This is a genomic window from Brachybacterium sp. SW0106-09 (assembly GCF_001293905.1).
Taxonomy (GTDB): Bacteria; Actinomycetota; Actinomycetes; order Actinomycetales; family Dermabacteraceae; genus Brachybacterium; species Brachybacterium conglomeratum.
Map to the genome: position 1 here is coordinate 14697 of NZ_BCAK01000008.1, position 20041 is coordinate 34737.

16 protein-coding genes and 1 pseudogene are annotated in these 20041 nt (G+C 71.2%); 7 read left to right on the top strand and 10 right to left on the bottom strand.

Translation table 11 applies throughout. The features are described from left to right. Positions 1–337: 337 nt before the first annotated feature. The 3 genes from Y09_RS05420 (at position 338) to Y09_RS05430 (ending at position 3239) form a co-directional block, all read left to right on the top strand. On the top strand, positions 338–1888 hold the full coding sequence (locus Y09_RS05420) for a DUF1846 domain-containing protein (RefSeq protein WP_148639539.1): 1551 nt from the start codon (positions 338–340) through the stop codon (positions 1886–1888). Positions 1889–2092: 204 nt separating this feature from the next. Then, entirely contained in the window at positions 2093–2845 is a 753-nt protein-coding gene (locus Y09_RS05425; RefSeq protein WP_053916654.1) for an alpha/beta hydrolase, read from the top strand. A 49-nt stretch (positions 2846–2894) separates the two neighbouring features. Further along, entirely contained in the window at positions 2895–3239 is a 345-nt protein-coding gene (locus tag Y09_RS05430; protein ID WP_053916656.1) for a hypothetical protein, read from the top strand. 49 nt (positions 3240–3288) lie between these two features. Here the strand turns inward: Y09_RS05430 and Y09_RS05435 are convergent, their stop codons facing one another. From Y09_RS05435 to Y09_RS05450, 4 genes and pseudogenes are all read right to left on the bottom strand, one after another. Beyond that, complete coding sequence (locus Y09_RS05435; protein WP_053916657.1) at positions 3289–4242, bottom strand: endonuclease/exonuclease/phosphatase family protein; 954 nt, start codon at positions 4240–4242, stop codon at positions 3289–3291. Positions 4243–4459: 217 nt separating this feature from the next. Next, a pseudogene (locus Y09_RS05440) lies at positions 4460–5209 on the bottom strand (Ltp family lipoprotein). Positions 5210–5545: 336 nt separating this feature from the next. After that, positions 5546–5887 carry a hypothetical protein gene (locus Y09_RS05445; RefSeq protein WP_053916659.1) on the bottom strand — a complete coding sequence of 114 codons (342 nt, stop codon included), beginning with the start codon at positions 5885–5887 and terminating at the stop codon, positions 5546–5548. Beyond that, on the bottom strand, positions 5884–7128 hold the full coding sequence (locus tag Y09_RS05450; protein ID WP_053916661.1) for an ATP/GTP-binding protein: 1245 nt from the start codon (positions 7126–7128) through the stop codon (positions 5884–5886). The genes Y09_RS05445 and Y09_RS05450 overlap by 4 nt, the downstream gene beginning before the upstream one ends. Positions 7129–7236: 108 nt before the next feature. Between Y09_RS05450 and Y09_RS05455 the strand changes: the two genes are divergently transcribed. Continuing rightward, complete coding sequence (locus Y09_RS05455) at positions 7237–8889, top strand: nuclease-related domain-containing DEAD/DEAH box helicase (RefSeq protein ID WP_053916663.1); 1653 nt, start codon at positions 7237–7239, stop codon at positions 8887–8889. Here Y09_RS05455 and Y09_RS05460 read toward each other — a convergent pair. Continuing rightward, on the bottom strand, positions 8873–9736 hold the full coding sequence (locus Y09_RS05460) for a CorA family divalent cation transporter (RefSeq protein WP_053916664.1): 864 nt from the start codon (positions 9734–9736) through the stop codon (positions 8873–8875). The genes Y09_RS05455 and Y09_RS05460 overlap by 17 nt on opposite strands. Positions 9737–9755: 19 nt before the next feature. Further along, positions 9756–11138, bottom strand: a complete 1383-nt coding sequence (locus Y09_RS05465; RefSeq protein WP_053916666.1) for a short-chain fatty acid transporter — start codon at positions 11136–11138, stop codon at positions 9756–9758. A 200-nt stretch (positions 11139–11338) separates the two neighbouring features. Between Y09_RS05465 and Y09_RS05470 the strand changes: the two genes are divergently transcribed. Beyond that, positions 11339–12880: a DHA2 family efflux MFS transporter permease subunit gene (locus tag Y09_RS05470; protein ID WP_053916667.1), complete on the top strand. Its 1542-nt coding sequence runs from the start codon at positions 11339–11341 to the stop codon at positions 12878–12880. Between the two features lie 4 nt (positions 12881–12884). Here Y09_RS05470 and Y09_RS05475 read toward each other — a convergent pair whose 3' ends face one another. The 3 genes from Y09_RS05475 to Y09_RS05485 are packed head-to-tail and all read right to left on the bottom strand — an operon-like array spanning position 12885 to position 15497. Continuing rightward, the gene (locus tag Y09_RS05475) at positions 12885–13595 is read right to left on the bottom strand and encodes a hypothetical protein (RefSeq protein WP_053916669.1); all 711 of its coding nucleotides are present in this window, start codon (positions 13593–13595) and stop codon (positions 12885–12887) included. Beyond that, complete coding sequence (locus Y09_RS05480) at positions 13592–14425, bottom strand: hypothetical protein (RefSeq protein WP_053916672.1); 834 nt, start codon at positions 14423–14425, stop codon at positions 13592–13594. The genes Y09_RS05475 and Y09_RS05480 overlap by 4 nt, the downstream gene beginning before the upstream one ends. A gap of 46 nt (positions 14426–14471) precedes the next feature. Then, positions 14472–15497: a hypothetical protein gene (locus Y09_RS05485; RefSeq protein WP_053916674.1), complete on the bottom strand. Its 1026-nt coding sequence runs from the start codon at positions 15495–15497 to the stop codon at positions 14472–14474. Between the two features lie 155 nt (positions 15498–15652). Here Y09_RS05485 and recQ point away from each other — a divergent pair, with 155 nt between their 5' ends. Both recQ and Y09_RS05495 read left to right on the top strand, forming a co-directional pair. Continuing rightward, positions 15653–17542, top strand: coding sequence for a DNA helicase RecQ (gene recQ, locus Y09_RS05490; protein WP_148639541.1), 1890 nt, complete (start codon positions 15653–15655; stop codon positions 17540–17542). A 57-nt stretch (positions 17543–17599) separates the two neighbouring features. Next, complete coding sequence (locus tag Y09_RS05495; RefSeq protein WP_053916677.1) at positions 17600–18739, top strand: hypothetical protein; 1140 nt, start codon at positions 17600–17602, stop codon at positions 18737–18739. 3 nt (positions 18740–18742) lie between these two features. Here the strand turns inward: Y09_RS05495 and Y09_RS05500 are convergent, their stop codons facing one another. Next, positions 18743–19936: a metallophosphoesterase family protein gene (locus Y09_RS05500; RefSeq protein ID WP_053916678.1), complete on the bottom strand. Its 1194-nt coding sequence runs from the start codon at positions 19934–19936 to the stop codon at positions 18743–18745. Positions 19937–20041 lie beyond the last annotated feature (105 nt).

Genomic DNA, 20041 nt, shown 5'->3' on the forward strand with positions numbered 1-20041 from the left:
AGCAGGCACACGAGGACCCGGACCGCGAGCTCGCTTGCCGCGCCCGCTCGACGACCATCCGGCCGGGCATCTCGAAGTCGACCACGAAGCCCTGCGGGAACTCCTCGGGCTTGGCGATCGCGACGAAGGGGAGCCCGGACTCGATCACGGGCGCGAGGCGCTCGTCGATGCGGTCCGGCTCCATCAGGATCAGGCCCTCGCGCACCCCGCTGCTCGTCGCGCGGCGGATCCCGTTCATGACCTGCGACGAGACGCTCTCGTGCTCTCGCCCACCTGCCGCTCCCGGAAGACCCCCGGTGACAGTCCGCGTCGGGCCCCGCGGTGCTAGCGTGCCGGGGTGACCGCTTCGGACCCCCGCTCCCCTGCCTCGCCCGCCTCCTCCTCCCCGGAGGACCCCGGCGCACGGATCGGGTTCGATCGCGAGAAGTACATCGAGCTGCAGTCCCGCCACATCCAGCAGCGCCGCGAGGAGATCGGCGGGAAGCTCTACCTCGAGATGGGCGGCAAGCTCTTCGACGACCACCACGCCTCCCGGGTGCTGCCCGGCTTCACGCCGGACAACAAGATCGCGATGCTCGAGCGGCTGCGGGACGAGCTCGAGATCCTCGTGTGCCTGAACGCGAAGGACCTCGAGCGCCAGAAGGTCCGCGCGGATCTGGGCATCACCTACGAGGACGACGTGCTGCGGCTGATCGACGTCTTCCGCGAGCGCGGCTTCCTGGTCGAGAACGTGGTCCTCACCCAGCTCGAGGAGAAGAACCACATCGCCCACGCCTTCATCGAGCGCCTGCAGCGCCTGGGCCTCACCGTCGCGCGCCACGGGGTGATCCCCGGCTATCCGCAGGACACCGCCCGGATCGTCTCGGAGCAGGGCTTCGGCGCGAACGAGTACACGATCACCAGCCGCGACCTCATCGTGGTCACCGCGCCCGGCCCGGGCTCGGGCAAGCTCGCCACCTGCCTCTCGCAGATCTACCACGACCACCAGCGCGGCATCCCCTCGGGCTATGCGAAGTTCGAGACCTTCCCGATCTGGGACCTGCCGCTCGAGCACCCGGTGAACCTCGCCTACGAGTCGGCGACGGCGGATCTCGACGACCTGAACCTCATCGACCCCTTCCATCTCGCCGCCTACGGCACCCAGGTCACGAGCTACAACCGGGACGTCGAGGTCTTCCCGCTGCTGCGCACCCTGCTCGAGAAGCTCACGGGCTCGTCCCCCTACGCCTCCCCCACCGACATGGGCGTGAACCTCGCCGGATCCTGCATCACGGGCGACGAGGTCTGCCGGGAGGCGGCGCGCCAGGAGATCATCCGCCGCTACTACAAGGCGCTGATGCACGAGCGGATCCAGGACGAGGACGACGTCGTCTCGCAGCGGATCGGGATGGTGATGTCGAAGGCCGGCTGCTCGCCGAGCGACCGCTCAGTCGTCGAGCCGGCACTCGCGGTCGAGGCGCGCACCGGGGAGCCGGGCGCCGCGATCGAGCTGGCCGACGGCACGATCGTCACCGGCAAGACCTCTGCTCTGCTCGGCTGCTCGGCGGCGATGCTGCTGAACGCCCTGAAGCATCTGGCAGGGCTGGACGATGCGGTGCAGCTGCTCTCCCCCTCCTCGATCGAGCCGATCCAGACCCTGAAGACGGAGCACCTCGGCTCGCGCAATCCCCGCCTGCACACCGATGAGGTGCTGATCGCCCTGTCGGTCTCCGCCTCGAGCGACGAGAACGCGCGCCGCGCCGTGGACCAGCTGCGCAGCCTGGCCGGCTGCGACGTGCACACCACCACGATCCTCGGGACGGTGGACGAGGACATCTTCCGCAATCTCGGCATCTCGGTGACCTCCGAGCCGCGCTTCCTGCGCAAGGCGCTCTACCACAAGCGCTGAGCGACGCGCCACTCCCCCTCGCCCTTGCGCCGCATCGGGCGAATCGGTCCGATGGCGACCGGCCCCACTCGCCGGGGAGACCGAGGCGGGTGCAGCGGTCGGTCGACGAGGGCGCCCGCGAGGAGGTCGTCGCCGAGACCGTCACCTTCGCCGGGAGCTGATCGGTCACCGCCGGTTCCGGGGCGGGTCTGCCAGCGTCCGCGCGTGCCCGGCCCCGCCCTGCTCCGTCGTCGACTGCTCCGTCTGCTCGCCGCGCTCCTGACGCTCGTGCTGCTTGCAGCGGCGAGCCTCGTGGCGTGGAGCCGGATCGGGGTGATGGACGCGGAGACCGCGCCGTGGCAGGGAGTGCAGGAGGATCCGCGCATCGCGGAGGAGCGCACCGACGTCGCACTCGTCCTGCGGCCGAGCGAGCCCGAGCCCGCAGGGACGGGGCTTCTCTTCTACCCAGGGGCGAAGGTCGAGCCGGAGGCCTATGCGGCGCGGCTCTCCGAGCTGGTCACCGAGCTCGGCGTGACGGTCGTGGTCGTCGATCCGCCGCTGAACCTCTCCCTGTTCGACCGGCGCACTCCCGATCGGTTCACCACGATCGCGCCGGAGCTCGAGACCTGGCTGGTCGAAGGGCATTCGATGGGCGGGGTGCGGGCCTGCGAGCTCGCCGAGGAGGCGGATGCCCTGGTGCTGTTCGCCTCGTACTGCGCCACGGACCTCTCCACGTCGAAGGTGTCGGTGCTGAGCCTCTCCGGCAGCGAGGACGGACTGTCCACGCCGGAGAAGATCGCCGAGCACCGCGACGCCCTGCCGGGCAGCGCCGAGATGGTCGAGATCGCCGGAGCGAGGCATGCGAGCTTCGGGGACTACGGGCCGCAGAGCGGCGACGGCACGGCGACCATCGACGACGCCGAGATGGACGCCGCCGTCGCGGACGCCGTCGCGGAGCTCCTCGGCACGATGCCCTGACTCGGCCGCGGTGACGACCAAGCCATCGGCGACGACGACGTCCCATGTCATGAGATGGGACGTCGACCTTCCCCTGCTGGTCAGCGCCTACCTGATCTCGCTCGCCCTGCGGGTCGCTCAGGGCTCGGCCACCGTCGCCATCACGACGACGGCCGGCCTCCTCGGCCCGGCGGTCATGGCGGCCGAGGCGAGCCCGGCGCAGCTCGCGCTGCTGATCGTCGCGATGGGAGCGGGCTCGTTCTTCGCCTCCCACGTGAACGACTCCGGGTTCTGGCTCGTCGGCGGCCTGCTCCAGGTCGACACGGCCACGAACCTGCGCCTGTGGACCGTCTTCACCTCGGCGATCTCGCTGACGGCCTTCGCCGTCACCGCGCTGCTCTATCTCGTGGTGTGACCACGTCGGCGGGCGGTGCCCCCTTCCGGGGAGCGCCGCCCGCTGCCGATCATGCCGTCGGCAGCTCGATCAGCGCCTGGACGGGGGCGTGGTCGGAGGGGTAGGCGCCGCTCGCGTCGCGCCACACGTTGATCGCCGCCTTGCGGGTGACCAGGTCGTCGGTGGTGAGCACCCAGTCGATGCGGTCGCCGTCCTCGACAGGATCGTCGTAGGCGGGGAAGGTCCCCCACGCCGGGGTGACGCGTTCGGCGGCGGAGTCCCAGGTGTCGACGGTGGGACCGTCGGTGACCAGCGTCGTGTAGGCGCCGGAGTCGTGGGCGTGGGAGTTGAAGTCGCCGGTGACGATGGTGGGGAGCTCGTCGAGCTCGCCGCCCTGGAAGAGGTCGATCATCGCGTCGGCGCTGCGGATCCGGGCCGGCTCGCTCTGGTGGTCGAAGTGGGTGTTGATCATCGCGAACTCGGCGCCGGAGGCGAGGTCGCGCAGCCGCGCCCAGACCACGATGCGGGTGACGGTGTTGCCCCAGGTGGCCGAGCCGATCACGTCGGGGGTGTCGGAGAGCCAGAACTGGTCCCACTGGAGCACCTCGAGGCGGGTGCTGTCGTAGAAGATCGCGGAGTACTCGCCGGCACTGCCGCCCTCACGGCCGTAGCCGATGCTGCGGTGGCGCGGCAGGGCGGACTCGATCGCGGTCAGCTGCCCGTACAGGGCCTCCTGGATGCCGAGCAGGGTGGGCTTCTCCCGCTCGAGCAGCTCGATCAGCAGCGGCCGACGGGTCGGCCAGTGATCGGGGTCGCCCTCCACGGTGCCACCGCCCGAGGAGCGGTCGTAGCGGATGTTGAAGCTCATCACGTGGAGCTCGTCGCGCTTCGCGCGGCCGATCAGCGCTCGGGAGGGGTTCTGCACGGGTGCGGCGCCCGCCGGGGCGGCGGCCGCGGCGAGAGCGGCGCCTCCGGCGGCGCCGAGGCCGGTGAGGACGGTGCGACGGGCGGGGGCGACGGCCATGGGGCTCTCCTGGGCTCGGGGTCGGGACCGCGACCGACCGTAACGCCGAATTCAGAGGTGACCAGGGGGTTCGCCCGCTTCAGGGCAGGGCTTCACCGAGTCGATGCCCGACGGCCATGGTCGTCCTGGCACCGGCGCCGTGCGGCGAATGCGCGACGGGGCGCCCGCCGTGCGGCGGACGCCCCGTCGTGGGGAAGGCGGGCAGGTGCCCGCGGCCTCAGCCGTCGAGGTTCTCGACGGCGTAGTCGGCCTCCTCCTGGGTGAACTGGTCCCCGTACTCGGAGGAGAGCTAGTCGCGGATCGCCTCGGGCGACATGTCCATCGTGTCGCGGTAGGACTTCGCGGACTCCAGGGCGTTCTGGTTCCAGTCCGCGACGATGGTGTCGATCGCGTACTGGGCCTGCTCCTCGGTGAACTGCTCGCCGTACTCGGAGGTGAGCTGGTCGTAGATGCCCTGCTTGGACATGTGCAGCGTCTCGGAGTAGGACTCCGCCGACTTCAGCGCGTTGTCGTTCCAGTCGGCCTCGAGGTTGTCGACCGCGTACTGCGCCGCCTCCTCGGAGAACTGGTCGCCGTACTCGGAGGTGAGCTGGTCGAAGATGCCCTGCTTGGACATGTGCAGCATCTCGGAGTAGGACTCCGCGCTGTTCAGCGCCGAGGTGTACTCCGCGGGGACGTCGCCCTCGGCCGGTGCCTCCTCCTCGGCGGGGGCCTCCTCCGCAGGAGCCTCCTCCTCGATCGCCGCTTCCTCGGGTGCGGCCTCCTCGGCGGGCGCCTCCTCCTCGACCGCGGCGGGAGCGGAGTCGGTGGTGGTCGAGGTGTCCTCGCCGTCGTCGGACCCGTTCATGACGATCGCGGAGCAGCTGGCGACGACCAGCGCGATGATCGCGAGGCAGCCGCATCCGCCGGCGATGAACCACTTGCCGCGCTTCTTCTGCGGGGCCGGGGCGGGGGCGCCGGCGGGCATGCCGAACTGGGGCGCGGAGGAGGGACCGGGAGCGCCGGGCTCCGGGGACGGGGGGAGGGTGCTGTTCACAGCGGGTGTCCTCTCTGGACAGGGTTCGGAGGCCCCCGGGCGCGGGGGCGTCGAGGGGTACTGCTGGGAAGAGAGGCCTGCCGCGGTGTGCGGATGCTCCGTGACCGAGTGCGTTGATCGACCGCGCGGGGCCTGCAATTTGAATCTTGCACCAGCGGTGTGACAGACGAAGTCCTGAACACCTGCAATGGAAGGCAGATCACAGGGTAACCACGATCCCCCAGGTCACAGAGAGGTCATGGCATCTCGGTCACTTCGGCGACCCGGTCAGTCCGGGGCCGGGCCGTCCCACAGCGCGGCGTAGCGCTCGGCGAGCAGCGGCCAGATCTGCCGGACGACGTCGGCCGTCGAGGTGATGCCGTCCGCACCCGCGCCGTCGAGCACGAGCTCGTGCGGGATCACGCGTCCGGCCTCGTCGGCGCGGCCCTCGGGATCCCGCAGCCGCACGGCGAGCAGCCCGTCCGTCCTCCAGCAGCCCTCGTCCTCGTCCTCATGTCCGGAGAAGGCCCGTTCGTACAGCGGCAGCGGATCCGCGTCGGGGCCGGTGCCGTCGACGGGCAGGAAGCGGAAGCCCCAGGTCCGGCCGCGGGTCGCCCAGAGCAGGATCATCGCCTGCTCCGGCGCAGCACGCCCTCGCGCTCGGCGCGCTCGAGATCGATCTTGAAGCCCGTGAGGATCGCGGCGAGGCTCTGCTTCTTCTCGAGCGCCCGGTCGTGGACGCCCCGGAGCTTCTCCCCCGCGAGTGAGGCGGCGTCCTGGACCATGTCCTTGCTGAGCAGCGGAACCACGGTCGCGAGCGCCGTGGAGATCAGGCCGAGCCGGCCCGGGAGGCGGTGGCGGGCTCCGAACATCGCCAGCGCCATCGCCCCGGTGCCGATGGTGCCGGCGTTCTCGGCGAGCTCCCGGGCGACCTTCGCGGGGATCTCCTGCCGCCTGGCCCAGGTGACATGCCGTTCGAAGGGCAGCATCGCGGCGAGCGGGAGGATCACGTCCACCCCGATCCGCTCGCGCACGGCGATGCGTCCCGGCGTGAACCGTGCCGAGGACAGCAGCAGCGCGTCCTCCCCCACGGCGAGCGCCTCGTCGCCGACGACCATCGACTCGATCGCCTCGCGCAGCTGGCCGAGCTCGTCGGCGGCCTTCTCGAGCACGAGCGCCTTGAAGCGGTCCACGTCCATCTCCGGCAACAGGTCCGCCTTGGACAGGGCGAGCACCCAGATGCGGGGGAAGCGCACCAGTTCCTTCCCGCCGACGAGGATCTCGTCCCGCAGCCTCACCAGGCCCGTGCGCAGCGTGTGGAAGAGCGCCTTGAGGTAGCGCTCCTCCTCACCGGCCGCGTCCTTCAGCTTCTGCCCGTCGACCATCAGCAGCGCGACGTCGGAGACGAGCAGGGCGCGGAAGGCCTCGATGCGTCGACGCTCCTCCTCAGGTCCGCTGACGGAGCGCTCGAACCACTCCCCGGGGTAGTCGTGCCACACCAGCTGCACGGCGTCGACGGGCATCGCCTTGCGCTCGGCGGCGCTGGGGGTGCTGCGCAGCGAGAGGGTGAAGCGGTAGGGCTCGGCGCGGAAGCGGTTCCCGGCGGGCACCTCGGCGGAGTTCTCCATCCGGAAGTAGTTCTTCAGCAGCCGGTCTCCCTGGGTGGTGTCATCGGCGACGAGGTCGTAGAGTTGCGGGGCCTGCGAGTCCTCCCGCCCGGCCTGGTCCTGGGCCGCGCCGTAGAACGAGGACAGCAGCACCGTCTTGCCGCTGCCGCTCTCCCCGAACACGGCGATGTGCTGCTCGAGCTTCCTGCTGCGGGGCGCGGAACGTCGCGAGGTCCGCCGGATCTTCTTCTCGCGAGCTGCCATGCCCCGAGACTAGGGGATAACCTCCGCTCGTCGGGGGTCTCCCCGACCCCTGTCGGCCGATAGCCCGGCCTCACCAGCGAGGACGCCCACGCCGCACCGAGGAGCACCATGCCGCGCACTCTTCCCGAGCAGCCGGACTTCGCCAGCGCCGCCGAGCAGGAGGTGTGGGAGCACCTGACCGAGCAGCTGCCCGCCGAGGCGGTGCTGATCACCGGGCAGCGCGTCACCGCCCGCGGCGAGGAGGTCGAGGCGGATCTGCTGGTGCTCTGGCCGGGCATCGGGATCGCAGTGATCGAGGTGAAGGGCGGACGGATCTCGCTGGAGGACGGCGCCTGGCGGCAGGCGGACCACTCCGGCTCTCGGGAGCTCGCCCGCTCCCCGATCGATCAGGCCCAGCGCGCGAAGCACCACCTGCTGGAGTACCTCAACGGCGCCTCCTCCCGTCCGGTCGGCCGCGCCGTGCACCTCGCGGTGCTGCCCTACACGCAGCTGCCCGCGGACTGGGACCCGCCCGAGGCGCCGCGCACCCTCGCGCTGGACGCGACCGACCTGCCCCACCTCGCGGACCGGATCGTGCACGCCCTGAACTCGCAGACCCGGGACGCCTATGCCCCGCTGGAGGCCGCGCAGTGCGAGCACGTCGTGAAGATGCTGCGCCGCACCCACCGCGCGATCGAGAACCACCAGCTGATCGCGAAGGAGATCGCCGACGAGGGCAACCAGCTCACCCGCGAGCAGGAGCGCGCGATCGCCCTGCTGCGCTTCCAGCACCGCGCGCAGATCATCGGCGGGGCCGGCTCCGGCAAGACGCATCTGGCGATGATCAAGGCCCGCACGCTCGCCCGGGACGGCTTCCGCACCGCGCTGCTGTGCTACTCCCGCGGCCTCGCCCGGCACTTCCAGCTGCTCGCCGCGACCTGGCCGGAGCAGGAGCGTCCCGCCTATGTGGGGCTCTTCCACGACCTGCCGGTGGGCTGGGGCGCCGAGACCGAGCAGGAGTTCGGCGGCTCCCCGGTCGAGTACTACGAGGAGCACCTCCCGGCCCGTCTCGCGCAGCTCGCGGGCGAGACCGACGAGGACGAGCTCTTCGACGCGATCGTCGTCGACGAGGCGCAGGACTTCGCCGACGCCTGGTGGGAGGCGCTGCAGCCCTGCCTGCGCGACCCCGCGGAGGGCGTCCTGTTCGTGTTCGCCGACGAGCACCAGAGCGTCTTCGACCGCGAGGGCCGCGCCCCGATCACGCTGAACCCCTTCCCGCTGGACGACAACCTGCGCAGCACCCGCACGATCGCGCACGCCTTCGCTCCGCTCACCCCGGTGGAGCAGACCCCGCGCCTGCCGGCCGGCGCGCCCGTGCGCTATCTCGCCTCCTCCACCGAGGACGCGGTCGCGACCGCCGACGACGCGGTCGAGAAGCTGATGGACGAGGGCTGGGAGCCGGGACAGATCGCCCTGCTGACCACCGGCAGCCGCCACCCGGAGCAGAGGACGCAGATCGAGCACGAGGGGTACGACGGCTACTGGGACGGGTTCTTCTCCGCGACCGACGTGTTCTACGGGCACGTGCTGGGCTTCAAGGGGCTCGAGCGTCCCGTCGTGGTGCTCGCGGTCAACGGCTTCGGCGCCGCGGAGCGGGCGCGGCAGCTGCTCTACGTGGGCCTGTCCCGGGCCCGCTCTCTGCTGGTGGTGGTCGGGGACGGCGGGGAGATCTGGGACGCGGGTGGGCCCGTGGTGTGGGAGCGGATCAGCGGGAGCCGGTGAGCCGGCGCACCACCACGAGCGTGATCACGGTCGCGAGCGCCGGCAGCACGATCCCCAGCAGCACGAAGGCGCCCGCGCTCCCGGTCCGCTCCTGCATCCAGGCGAAGTTCATGCCGAAGAACCCGGTCGCGAGCGTGAGCGGCAGGAAGATCGTCGCGACCAGGGTGAGCCGCTCGTTGACGACGGCGCCCTGCTCCGCCAGCAGATCGCCGAGCACCGTGTGGAGGCGTGCGGCGGCGGAGCCGTTCGCCTCGAACTCGACCGCGGCCCGGCGCAGCCGGTGGCGCAGCTCCTCCGGGAGCTCCTGGGAGAGCTGCTCCTCGGGGAGGCACAGCCGGTGCATCGCGGCCTGGGCCTCCTGGATGCGGAAGAGCTCCGCCCGCCTCCTGCCCAGCAGGCGCCGCTGCGCCGAGGCGGCATAGCCGTCGGCCCGGTCCTCGAACCGCTCGCTCTCGTCCTCGAACCCGTCCAGCACCTCCTCGCCGCGCCGCGCGACGGCCAGCAGCATGCCGACGACCGCCTCGCGGACGCCGTCGGCGGCCCCCGCCTCCGCGCGTACCGCCTCCAGCGCCTCCGGCGCTCCCATGACGAGCACCCCTGCGGCGGCGGCGTGGATCCGCACGGTCAGGTGCTGCGCGCCGTGGTCCGGCAGGAGCAGCACGAGCTCGAGTCGCCCGCCCGTCAGGTGCGCGAAGGGTCGACGGGCGAGCTCGTCGGTGCGCGGACCCTGGATGTCCCAGCTCCGGACGGCCGCCTCGACGACCGGGTCCTGGAGGTCTCGGGCGAACGCGCACCCGGGGGTGTCCCCGAGCGCCTCGAGCGCCGCGACGGTGTCGACGACCTGCATGCGGAGCTCCTCCTCGGACTCAGAGCGAGACGATCACGAGCGTGGCCCCGAAGACGAGCCCCGAGGCGATCAGCACGATCGTGGTGTATCCGAGGATGTCACGCATCTTCAGCCCGGCGATCGCCAGCAGCGGGATCGCCCAGAAGGGCTGGATCATGTTGGTCCACTGGTCGCCGTAGGAGACGGCCATGATCGTGATCGCGGGGTCCACGCCGAGCTCCGCACCGGCGCTGAGCATGATCGGCCCCTGCACGGCGAACTGGCCGCCGCCGGAGGGGACGAAGAAGTTCACGAGCCCTGCCGCGAGCAGCGCGAACAGGCCGAAGGTGGTGGGGGTGGAGATCGAGACGAAGGCGTCGGAGAAGATCTGCACGAGCCCCGAGCCGACCATCATCCCGAGGATCCCGGCGTAGAGCGGGAACTGCAGCAGGATCTCGCCGACGTTGGAGGCGGCGTTCTTGGTGAGGTGGATCAGCTCGAAGGGGTTCCGCACCAGCAGCAGGATGAGGGCGAGGAAGGACCAGTTCACGGTGTCGAGGGTGAGGGTGCCGCCGCGGGAGAAGTGCAGCACCAGGTAGGCCACCAGCGCGAGACCGGTCAGCAGGGTGACCAGGCGGCTCGCGTCCAGCCGGTCCGCGGGGGTGACGACCTCTTCCTGGCCGTCCTCGAGCTCTTCGCGCGCGTCAATGGTCAGCTCGGTCACGCGGTCGCCGCGTCGCGGCGCGACGAGGTACAGCGCGAGCGCCACGACGATGATGGTGGCGAGGGCGGCGAGCATGTTCCAGGTCGAGAAGACGGTCTGGGACATCGGCACGGTCTGCCCGCCGAGGGAGTCCATGAGGAAGGAGCCCTCGGTCGCGGCGGTCAGCGGTCCGGAGGCCGAGTAGCCCATGTGCCACACGACGAAGCCGCCGAAGCCGGCCGCGACCAGCATCGGGAAGTGGAGCGTCAGCCCGCGCTCGCGGCCCTGGTGGGCGACCTCGCGGGCGAGCAGCCCGCCGACCACGAGCCCCAGGCCCCAGGTGATCAGCGAGGCGACCGCCGCGACGACGAACACGAAGACGTAGGCCGCGAGCTCCGTGCGCGGCACCGAGGCGAGCGCGGCGAGCAGCCTGCGGACGGGGCCGGTGTTGGCGAGGATGTGCCCCAGCAGCAGGATCAGCGCCATCTGGGTCATGAAGGCGAGGAGCCCGGCCAGTCCGTCGCCCCAGTGGACGACGAGGTCGGCGGGCGAGGTCGGGGTGAGGACCAGGCCCAGGATCGCGACGATGAAGGTCAGCACGATCGAGAACACGAGCGCCGAGGGGATGAACCTCTCGACCAGATTGTTCAGGGGGCGCATCGCCCGCGAGAGCGGGGTGCCCTCCTTGTGCGGGGTGGCGGACTCGGGCGCACTGGGCATTGCGGCATCTCCTCGGGGGACACAGGGCCCCGCAGCACGGCGGTGTGCTGGTCACGAGCCCCGTCGCGGATGTGACGCGGTCCACTGTAGGGGCGCGACCGCCTCCGACGCGGCCGGACGCGGCGGAGAGAGGCGCGAGCATGGGCGTAGCCTTCGTCCGTCGCATTCGCCGGTGCGATGCCGCCCGTCGAAGGGATCGCATGTCCGCGCGCTCCGCCCCCGCCCGCGACCCCCGCCTGGACCGTCCCTGGCCCGCGCTGTGGTCGATCGTGCTGGGCTTCTTCATGATCCTGGTCGACACCACGATCGTCACGGTCGCGATCCCGCGGATGCAGGAGGACCTGGGGGCGGACCTGACCGGACTGCTGTGGGTGACCAGCGCCTATCTGCTCGCCTACGCGGTGCCGCTGCTGATCACGGGACGGCTCGGGGACCGGCTGGGGCTGAAGTCCGTCTATCTCGTCGGGCTCGTCGTGTTCACCGCCTCGAGCCTGTGGTGCGGACTCGCGGGGAGCGTGGAGATGCTGATCGTGGCGCGCGTGGTGCAGGGCCTCGGTGCCGGGATGATGACCCCGCAGACCATGTCGATGATCACCCGCATGTTCTCGCCGCGGCGGCGCGGTCAGGCGATGGCCGTGTGGGGCGCGACGGCAGGGGTCGCGAGCCTCGTCGGCCCGGTGCTCGGCGGGCTGCTGGTGGACGGGCCGGGCTGGGAGTGGATCTTCTTCGTCAACGTGCCCGTCGGAGTGCTCGCGATCGCGCTGGTGCTCCGCAACGTGCCGCGCTTCCCGCGCCGATCGCACTCCTTCGACTGGCTCGGCGTGGCGCTCTCGGCGACGGGCCTGTTCCTGCTGGTGTTCGGGATCCAGGAGGGCGACAGCTACGACTGGGGCACGATCACGGACTCCCTCGTGATCGGACCCGTGGACACGGGGGTGCCCGTGTCGGCGCCCGGGATGATCCTCGCCGGGGTGCTGTTGCTGGCGGTGTTCGTCCTCTGGCAGGCCGTGATGCGGCGCGAGCCGCTGGTGCCGCTGTCGCTGTTCCGCGACCGCAACTTCTCGGTCGCGAACGTGGCGATCGCGATGATGGGCGCGACGGTGCTGAGCTTCGCGATCCCCACCACGCTGTTCTTCCAGCAGGTGCTCGGCATGTCGCCGACGCAGGCGGCGCTGATGACGGCGCCCTCCGCGGTGCTCTCGCTGGTCCTCGCACCGCTCGTCGGCCGCTGGATGACGAGCCACGACCCGCGACCGCTGGCGCTGATCGGCTTCGCCTCGCTGGCTGGCGGACTGCTGTGGCTCGCCCTGCTGATGGCCCCGGACGCCTCCGTGCTGGTCCTGCTGCTGCCGTTCGTGCTGATCGGGATCGGCAACGCCTGCATCTGGGGGCCGCTGTCCCTGACCGCGACCCGCAACCTCCCGCCCTCGCAGGCCGGCGCCGGCTCCGGCGTCTACAACGAGATGCGGCAGGTCGGCTCGGCGCTCGGCTCGGCCGGCATCGCGACGCTCATGGCCGACCGGATCGCGGCCCGCCTCGGCGAGGCGACCGGCGGCCAGGGCGCTGCCCCTGCGGGCGCGGAGTCCGGAGCAGGCTCCCTGCCCCCGTTCCTGCACGCCCCGTACGCCGCGGCGATGGCCGACGCCATGTGGCTCCCCGTCGGCCTCGCCGCGGTCGGCCTGCTCGCCGCGCTCGCCATCGGCCGGCCGATCGACACCGGGGTGTGGGCGAAGGACGAGTGAGAGCTCAGCGGTGGCCGTCCGGCGGCCAGGCGCCCGGGATCTGGGCGACCGCGTCCTCGCGCCGCCCCGTGACGGGGATGGGCCGCAGTCCCTCGTGCGGGGCGAACCCCGGCGGGATCGCCCCGTCGCGGCCGATCGCGTGGAGGATCTCCTCCGCGATCTTCGTCGCGCTCCGGTGGGAGAACAGGAACAGCGACTTGCGCACCGGGCGGCGGTGACGCGGCTGTCGGGGCGCCTCGATGTCGGCTCCCCACGGCCCGTTGAACACGACGGCGTGCACCCCGAGCGCGCCGGGGAACGTCTTGTACTGGAAGAAGAAGAACGGCATGCCGAGCTCCGCGGCGGTCTTCGCACCGTCGGTGACCACGGCGACCGTGCGCGGGTCGATCTCCCGGCCGGCGATCACGTAGGTGGGGCTGAAGGGGAGGCCGGGGACGAGCCTGCCCAGGAGGATCCCGCGCTCGCACACGACCAGTCGCGCGTCGATGGTGAACAGATAGATGCCGAGCATGAACAGCGCGAGGAAGAGTGTGAACCCGATGGTCAGAGCAGGGCTTTCGCCCGGGCTGAGCACCAGCAGCAACCAGATCAGCACCACGACACCCGACAGGAACAGAGGAAGCAGCGGGCCGGCACCGACCCGCCAGGACCGCAGCGGCTTCCCGACGAGCTCACTGTGGCGTCCTGCGATGAAGCGCGCTCGCAGCGGGATCATCGAGCCTCGTCCTCATCAGCCTCGGAGAAGAGGTCCTCGATGATCTGCTCGACCTTCTCCGGAGAGATGCTCATGTAGGTGATCTCGTCCCCTTCGGGAGACGGCTGCCCCCCGATGACCTCGCTGGAGGTCAGATGGAAGAGCACGCGCTTGGCGATGTCGGAGGTGCGGGAGATCATCGTCCCGACGGTCAGTGCGCGGGTATCGGCGAGTCGCGGCCCCATCTCGGGATCGTCCTCCACCGCTGACGCCGCGACGGTGGTCGCCGGACCGTCCTGGCCACCGACCTCGAGCTGGTCGATCAGATGCCGGACCCTCGTGGCGACCTCGGACCGCGGCATGATCGTGAAGAGGTGCACGCCGTCGGCGGTGACCTCCTCCTCGAGGACCACGCCGTCCACGTGGGGGTAGTAGTAGAGGCGGTGGATCTGCGTGGGGACCTCCCGCTCGAACCACACCAGGATCCTGATGGTGCGTCGCAGGACGAGCGCTCCCGTGATGCGAGGCTCGGCCGTGACGCTCTGCAGCTTCTCATCGGAGAGCGGTCGGTCCTCCCCTTCGGACGCCTCGATCTCGCTGACGACCAGCCGTCGCGCCATCAGGGATCGCATCGCCGTCCGCGCGAGGGGCACGCGGGCGTCGTCCTCGTCCGCGTGCTCCACCACGTAGGGCATCGCGGTCATCTGCGAGGTCGCGACGCCCTCGAGCGCCATGAGCTCCTCATCGGTGAGGACGGCGACGTCCTCCACCCGTGTGCTTCCCAGCTCGATCAGGCCGGCGGCGCAGGCGAGCTCGCGCTCGTCCAGGGGGCTGTCAGTGGTCGTGGTCATGCTGCGGCTCCGTCATCGAGGCGGGGGTGCGGGTCGGGCGAGTCACTCAGAAGATGCTACCCAGTCCCTCCTTGATGCCGCCGGCGGCGTCGGAGATCGCGTCGCCGGCCGCCTCGGCCGCACCGCTGATCGCGTCCCCGGTCGCGCTCGCGGCGTTCCCGACGGCCTCCGAGACGGCCTTGGACGGGTCGACGCCGAACATCTCCCCGCCCAGGTCGATGAGGTCCATGGCGAGGCTCGTGCCGGAGAGCACAGCCCCCGCGACGGCGAGCGGAGGAAAGGCGACACCGGCGAGCATGAGGGCACCGCCGGCGACAGCCAGCCCGCCGGAGACCTTTCCGTATCCGTCGTCCGCCGTCATGATCTGGGCCCCGCCGACGAGGATGTCCACGCCCGGCACGATCTTCCCGAGAATCTTCGAGCCCTTGGCCAGCTTCGCCAGGCCGTCCGGGCCGAGCTTCTCGCCGATCGCCGAGACGATCTTCCCACCCTCTGCGAGCTTGGTGGGTATGCCATCGACCCACTTCCCCATCGAATCCCACAGGGGTCCCAGATGCTTCGCACCTGGGATGTGACCGGCGATCGAGCTGAACAGCTTGCTGTATCCCTCGGAAGCCCACTGCAGGTAGTTCCGATTCTTCAGCGAGTTCCACACCCTGGAGAAGTCGTCAGGGCCGAGCTTGTGGGCGTCCCACAGCCGCTTCATGTCGTCGATGCCGGAGAGGATGGTCTTTCCGGCCTTGAACAGGGAGAAGCCCTTCACACCGATCTTGATCGCGTCCCAGATCATCTCCAGGGCGCCCTTCTCATGGGAGGCTTCGTCCTGCTCCTCGGCGTGCGTCTCGAGCTCCTCGCGACGGCCGGAGACCTGCTCAGCGATCGACCCCAGATGCGGTGCGACGTCTCCGGCCCAGGTCTCTCGCAGCTGGTCCGCATCCGGACCCTGCCAGATGATCGGGTTCATGACGGCGACGCCGAGCTGACGCTGGATCGACTCGAGCCGGTCCCCTGCGTCGCGGAACCGTTCTCCGAGCTCCCGTACCGCTTCCGTGTCTGCCCCGTAGAACGCCATGATCCCCTCTTCGTCGTCTCGACAGCCGCTGCGCGTGCTGACGGAAGCACAGGGAGCACCGTGCGATGGGCACCATGGGGAGAGGTCCCCATGTCCGTCCACCGCCGCACCGTCCCGCTCGCGGCCCGTCGACCCCGCGGCCTAGAGTGGCGGGCATGAGCACCCCTCCTTCCGCCGACCCCGTCTCCGCCCTGCGCGAGGGGGACGCCGGACGGACGGAGGAGGCGCTCGCGATACTCTCGCGGGTCTTCGGCTACGACTCCTTCCGGGGCGAGCAGGCCGCGATTATCGACCAGGTCGCGAGCGGCGGGGACGCAGTGGTGCTGATGCCCACCGGCGGCGGCAAGTCGCTGTGCTACCAGATCCCCGCCCTGCTGCGGGAGGGCACCGGAATCGTCGTCTCGCCGCTGATCGCGCTGATGGCGGACCAGGTCGCGGCGCTCGAGGCGGTCGGCATCCGCGCCGCGTACCTCAACTCCACCCTCGAGATGCACCAGGCGCAGGCCGTCGAGCAGCAGCTGCTCGCCGGAGAGTTGGACCTGCTGTACATGGCGCCGGAGCGCCTGGTCCTCCCCCGCACCGTCCAGCTGCTGCAGCGCGCGCAGCTCGCGCTGTTCGCGATCGACGAGGCGCACTGCGTCTCCCAGTGGGGCCACGACTTCCGCCCCGACTACCTGGGCCTGTCGATGCTCGCCGACGCCTTCCCCGGCGTGCCCCGCATCGCGCTGACCGCGACCGCGACCGAGGCGACGCACCGCGAGCTCACCGAGCGCCTGCAGATGCAGCAGGCCCGGCACTTCGTCTCGAGCTTCGACCGACCCAACATCCAGTACCGCATCGAGCCGAAGGCCTCCCCGCGCGAGCAGCTGCTGCGCCTGATCACCGCCGAGCACGAGGGCGACTCCGGGATCGTCTACTGCCTCTCCCGCAAGTCGGTGGAGACCACCGCGCAGTGGCTCGCCGACCGCGGCATCCCCGCGCTCCCCTATCACGCGGGCCTGCCGCCGGAGGTGCGCCAGGACCACCAGGAGCGGTTCCTGCGCGCCGACGGGCTGATCATGGTCGCGACGATCGCCTTCGGCATGGGGATCGACAAGCCCGACGTGCGCTTCGTCGCCCATCTCGACCTGCCCAAGTCCATCGAGGGCTACTACCAGGAGACGGGCCGCGCGGGCCGCGACGGCCTGCCCTCGACCGCGTGGATGGCCTACGGCCTCGGCGACGTGGTCAGCCAGCGGAAATTCATCGAGGGCGGCGAGGGCTCCGAGCAGTTCAAGCGCAACGCCCGCTCGCACCTCGATGCGATGCTCGCCCTGTGCGAGACGGTCGACTGCCGGCGCGTGCAGCTGCTGCGCTACTTCGGCCAGGACTCCTCCCCGTGCGGGAACTGCGACACCTGCCTGCACCCTCCGCAGACCTGGGACGCGACGGTCGCGGCGCAGAAGCTCCTCTCCGCCGTGATCCGCCTGGACCGGGAGCGCGGCCAGCGCTTCGGCTCCGGGCAGGTGGTGGACGTGCTGCTGGGCCGCGAGTCCGAGCGCTCCCTGGCCTCCCGCCACCACGAGCTGAGCGTGTGGGGCATCGGCGAGGAGCTCTCGGAGAAGGAGTGGCGCACCGCGATCCGGCAGCTGCTCGCACGGGGGGTCCTCGAGGCGGAGGGCGACTACGGCGTGCTCGTCCCCGGCCCGCAGGCCGGCCCCGTGCTCCGCTCCGAGGAGACCGTGCAGCTCGCCGTCGACCGCGCCCCGCAGCGCGGTGCGCGCGGCGGCGGCCGACGCGCCGGCGGCGCCTCCCGCGCCGCCGAGACCCTCGAACCCGCCCAGCGGGAGCGCTTCGAGGCGCTGCGCGCCTGGCGCACCTCGGTCGCGAAGGAGAAGCAGATCCCGCCCTACATGGTCTTCTCCGACGCGACCCTGGTCGGGATCGTGGAGACGGCGCCGCAATCCGTCCAGCAGCTCGGCACGGTCAGCGGGGTGGGCGCGAAGAAGCTCGCCGAGTACGGAGAGGACGTCCTCGAGGCGCTCTCGGGCTCCGACGCCGGCTGAGCACCGCCCCGACTACCCTGTGGACACACGTCCACGAACGACTCCGGGGGAACCACCATGACCGCACCGACGCCGCCCCAGGGCCCTGCCCAGGGAGGGCCGCAGGGCCCTCAGCACTTCGCCCCGCCGCCGGCGGAGCCGGTCTCGCAGTCCTCCGCCCGCAAGAACCTGGTCATCGCCGGCGTGCTCGCCGGGGGCGGCTGCCTGCTGGTGATCCTGGTCGTGATCGCGCTGATCATCTACTTCGCAGTGCGCGGCGGCGACTCCGGGGGCGGCGGCGGGGAGACCGGCGCGGCGGACCTCCCCCCGGAGGAGCAGGCCACAGCGCTGGTGGCGGACTACTTCGACGCCCTGGCCGCAGGAGACGCGGCGACCGCCCTGGAGCTGAACCCGGTGAACGAGGACATGGGCGCCGCGCCGCTGCCCGTCGAGGCGTACACAGCCGCCCTCGAGGCCGCGCCGATCACCGGGGTCGAGCTCGGCACCCCGGTCATCGACGACGGCGGCCTCGCCGAGGGCGAGGTGCCGGTGACCTTCACGGTGGGTGACGAGACCGTCTCCGACACGTATCGCGTGCACGACTACGACGACGACGGCGTGATGGAGCTGACCGGCGGCCACACCATGGCCCAGGTCCCGGACGGCCTCGACGGCCTGGGACTGACGGTCAACGGCGCCGAGGTGACCGCGGGCGAGCCCATCGCCCTGATGCCCGGCGGCTACGAGGTCGCCCTCGGGGCCGAGCACTTCGCGCTGACCTCGACCGATCCGCTGCTCGTCGGCGAGCTGGCCAGTTCCCTCGAGTGGCCGGAGGCGACGCTCACCGAGGAGGGGCTGACGGCCTTCCGCGGCGCGGTCGACGACGCGGTGCAGGCCTGCCTGGAGCAGACCACCCTCGAGGCCGGCTGCGGGATGACCCCGGTGCCGACGACGAGCGATGACGGCTGGACCATGGTGGAGAACACCGTGGAGCGCTCCATCTCCGAGGACACGCAGCGCACGATCGACACCATGGAGGCGACTCCCTCCTCCGACGAGCCGACCTACGTCGAGGGCACCTCGGTCGGCTCGGTCACGACCACCATCGAGTGCACCAAGGACGACCAGAAGGGCCGGTGCGAGATGTGGCTGGGCGGCGGCATGGGCATCCCGAACGTGGACATGGGCGATCCGGAGCTGCCCGTCACCTGGAGCTGAAGGTCAGCTCACCCCGCCCGGGAACTCGGCCGGCTCGCCCGGCTGGGTTCCGGCGGTGAGATCGATGCCGTAGTCCGAGGCGTGGCGCAGCTCGGTCCCGGCGTAGAGCCCCTCGACGCTCTCGTCGAGGCGGAACACGCGGGCGCCGCGCAGGCGGTGGTCCTCGGCGCCGCCGAGGCCGTAGGTGCCGAAGCCGGTGCCCGGCGCGTAGCCGAGCTGGATGCCGTAGTAGTCGGCGACATAGGTGTTGATGTGGTCGTGGCCGACGAACAGGCCCTTCACGTCTCCGCGCTGCAGCATCGCGGCGAACATGCCGGAGTTGAACGGGCCGGGGCACTCGTCCTCGTTGCGCTCCCCGACGATCGAGTGCTTCTGGACCGCGCGGGCGTGATCGGCCTCGGTGCGGGCGTCGACGCTCGCGAACCACGCGAAGCGGTGCTCCCACAGGGCGATGTGCTGGAAGACCAGCCCCGGGACGAGGCCGCGATTGCGCCGCTCGAGCGCGGCGGAGGTGGAGAGATACCACTGCACCTGGTCGGGGCGCAGCCAGTCCCAGTCGGGGTAGCCCTCGAAGTCCTGCCCGGCGATCTGCTCGGGGGCGTAGCGGCCGGAGTCCAGCAGCCACAGTGCGAAGGCCTCGCCCTTGTCGCGGCGGGGCCGGATCGTGAGGACCTGGTTGCCGGTGCCGGTGACGGCGGCGCCGGGGGTGTTGAGGTTGTGGGGGTACTGGCGCACGAAGTCGATGTACGCGCTCTCGTCGAGCCCCGTGACGGGGGTGGAGTCCTCGTCGTGGTTGCCGAAGGTCAGCGCCCATGGGATGCCGCGGTCCTCCATCGGCCGCACCACGTTGTTGATCGCCTGCTTCGCCTCGAGGGCGCTGGTGGGCGAGCCGTTGATGACGTCGCCGTTGATGAGGGCGAAGTCCGGCTGCACGTCGTCGAGCACCGCCTCCTGCAGCTGGATCGTGCGGCGGTCGGTGCGGGGGCCGTCCTGGGTGTCGTTGAACTGGACGACGGTGAAGGTGCCGTCCTCGCGGAAGCGGAGCCGGTTGCGCACGATGCCGTCCTTCCCCGCGGGGGCCGAGGGCGCGGCGGTCGCGGCGCCGGCCGCGCCGGCGGTGGCGAGTCCGGCCATCGCCGCGGCGGTGGAGGTGCGCAGCAGGCCGCGCCGGGACGGGGACAGGGAGGAGGGGGTCATGGGGTGCCTTGTCTCGGGGAGGGATGAGGGCTCTTCTACCGAACCCCTCCGGCATGACGTCCTTCCCCCGGCTCCGGGACGCGGGTCTGAACGTCGGGTGAACTC

What these genes read in the sequence shown, in the direction of transcription:
- Y09_RS05430 (WP_053916656.1), top strand. Translation starts at nt 2,895, where the DNA reads ATGAGATGGGACGTCGACCTTCCCCTGCTGGTCAGCGCCTACCTGATC.
- Y09_RS05435 (WP_053916657.1), bottom strand. Translation starts at nt 4,242, where the DNA reads ATGGCCGTCGCCCCCGCCCGTCGCACCGTCCTCACCGGCCTCGGCGCC.
- Y09_RS05445 (WP_053916659.1), bottom strand. Translation starts at nt 5,887, where the DNA reads ATGATCCTGCTCTGGGCGACCCGCGGCCGGACCTGGGGCTTCCGCTTC.
- Y09_RS05450 (WP_053916661.1), bottom strand. Translation starts at nt 7,128, where the DNA reads ATGGCAGCTCGCGAGAAGAAGATCCGGCGGACCTCGCGACGTTCCGCG.
- Y09_RS05455 (WP_053916663.1), top strand. Translation starts at nt 7,237, where the DNA reads ATGCCGCGCACTCTTCCCGAGCAGCCGGACTTCGCCAGCGCCGCCGAG.
- Y09_RS05460 (WP_053916664.1), bottom strand. Translation starts at nt 9,736, where the DNA reads ATGCAGGTCGTCGACACCGTCGCGGCGCTCGAGGCGCTCGGGGACACC.
- Y09_RS05465 (WP_053916666.1), bottom strand. Translation starts at nt 11,138, where the DNA reads ATGCCCAGTGCGCCCGAGTCCGCCACCCCGCACAAGGAGGGCACCCCG.
- Y09_RS05470 (WP_053916667.1), top strand. Translation starts at nt 11,339, where the DNA reads ATGTCCGCGCGCTCCGCCCCCGCCCGCGACCCCCGCCTGGACCGTCCC.
- Y09_RS05475 (WP_053916669.1), bottom strand. Translation starts at nt 13,595, where the DNA reads ATGATCCCGCTGCGAGCGCGCTTCATCGCAGGACGCCACAGTGAGCTC.
- Y09_RS05480 (WP_053916672.1), bottom strand. Translation starts at nt 14,425, where the DNA reads ATGACCACGACCACTGACAGCCCCCTGGACGAGCGCGAGCTCGCCTGC.
- Y09_RS05485 (WP_053916674.1), bottom strand. Translation starts at nt 15,497, where the DNA reads ATGGCGTTCTACGGGGCAGACACGGAAGCGGTACGGGAGCTCGGAGAA.
- recQ (WP_148639541.1), top strand. Translation starts at nt 15,653, where the DNA reads ATGAGCACCCCTCCTTCCGCCGACCCCGTCTCCGCCCTGCGCGAGGGG.
- Y09_RS05495 (WP_053916677.1), top strand. Translation starts at nt 17,600, where the DNA reads ATGACCGCACCGACGCCGCCCCAGGGCCCTGCCCAGGGAGGGCCGCAG.
- Y09_RS05500 (WP_053916678.1), bottom strand. Translation starts at nt 19,936, where the DNA reads ATGACCCCCTCCTCCCTGTCCCCGTCCCGGCGCGGCCTGCTGCGCACC.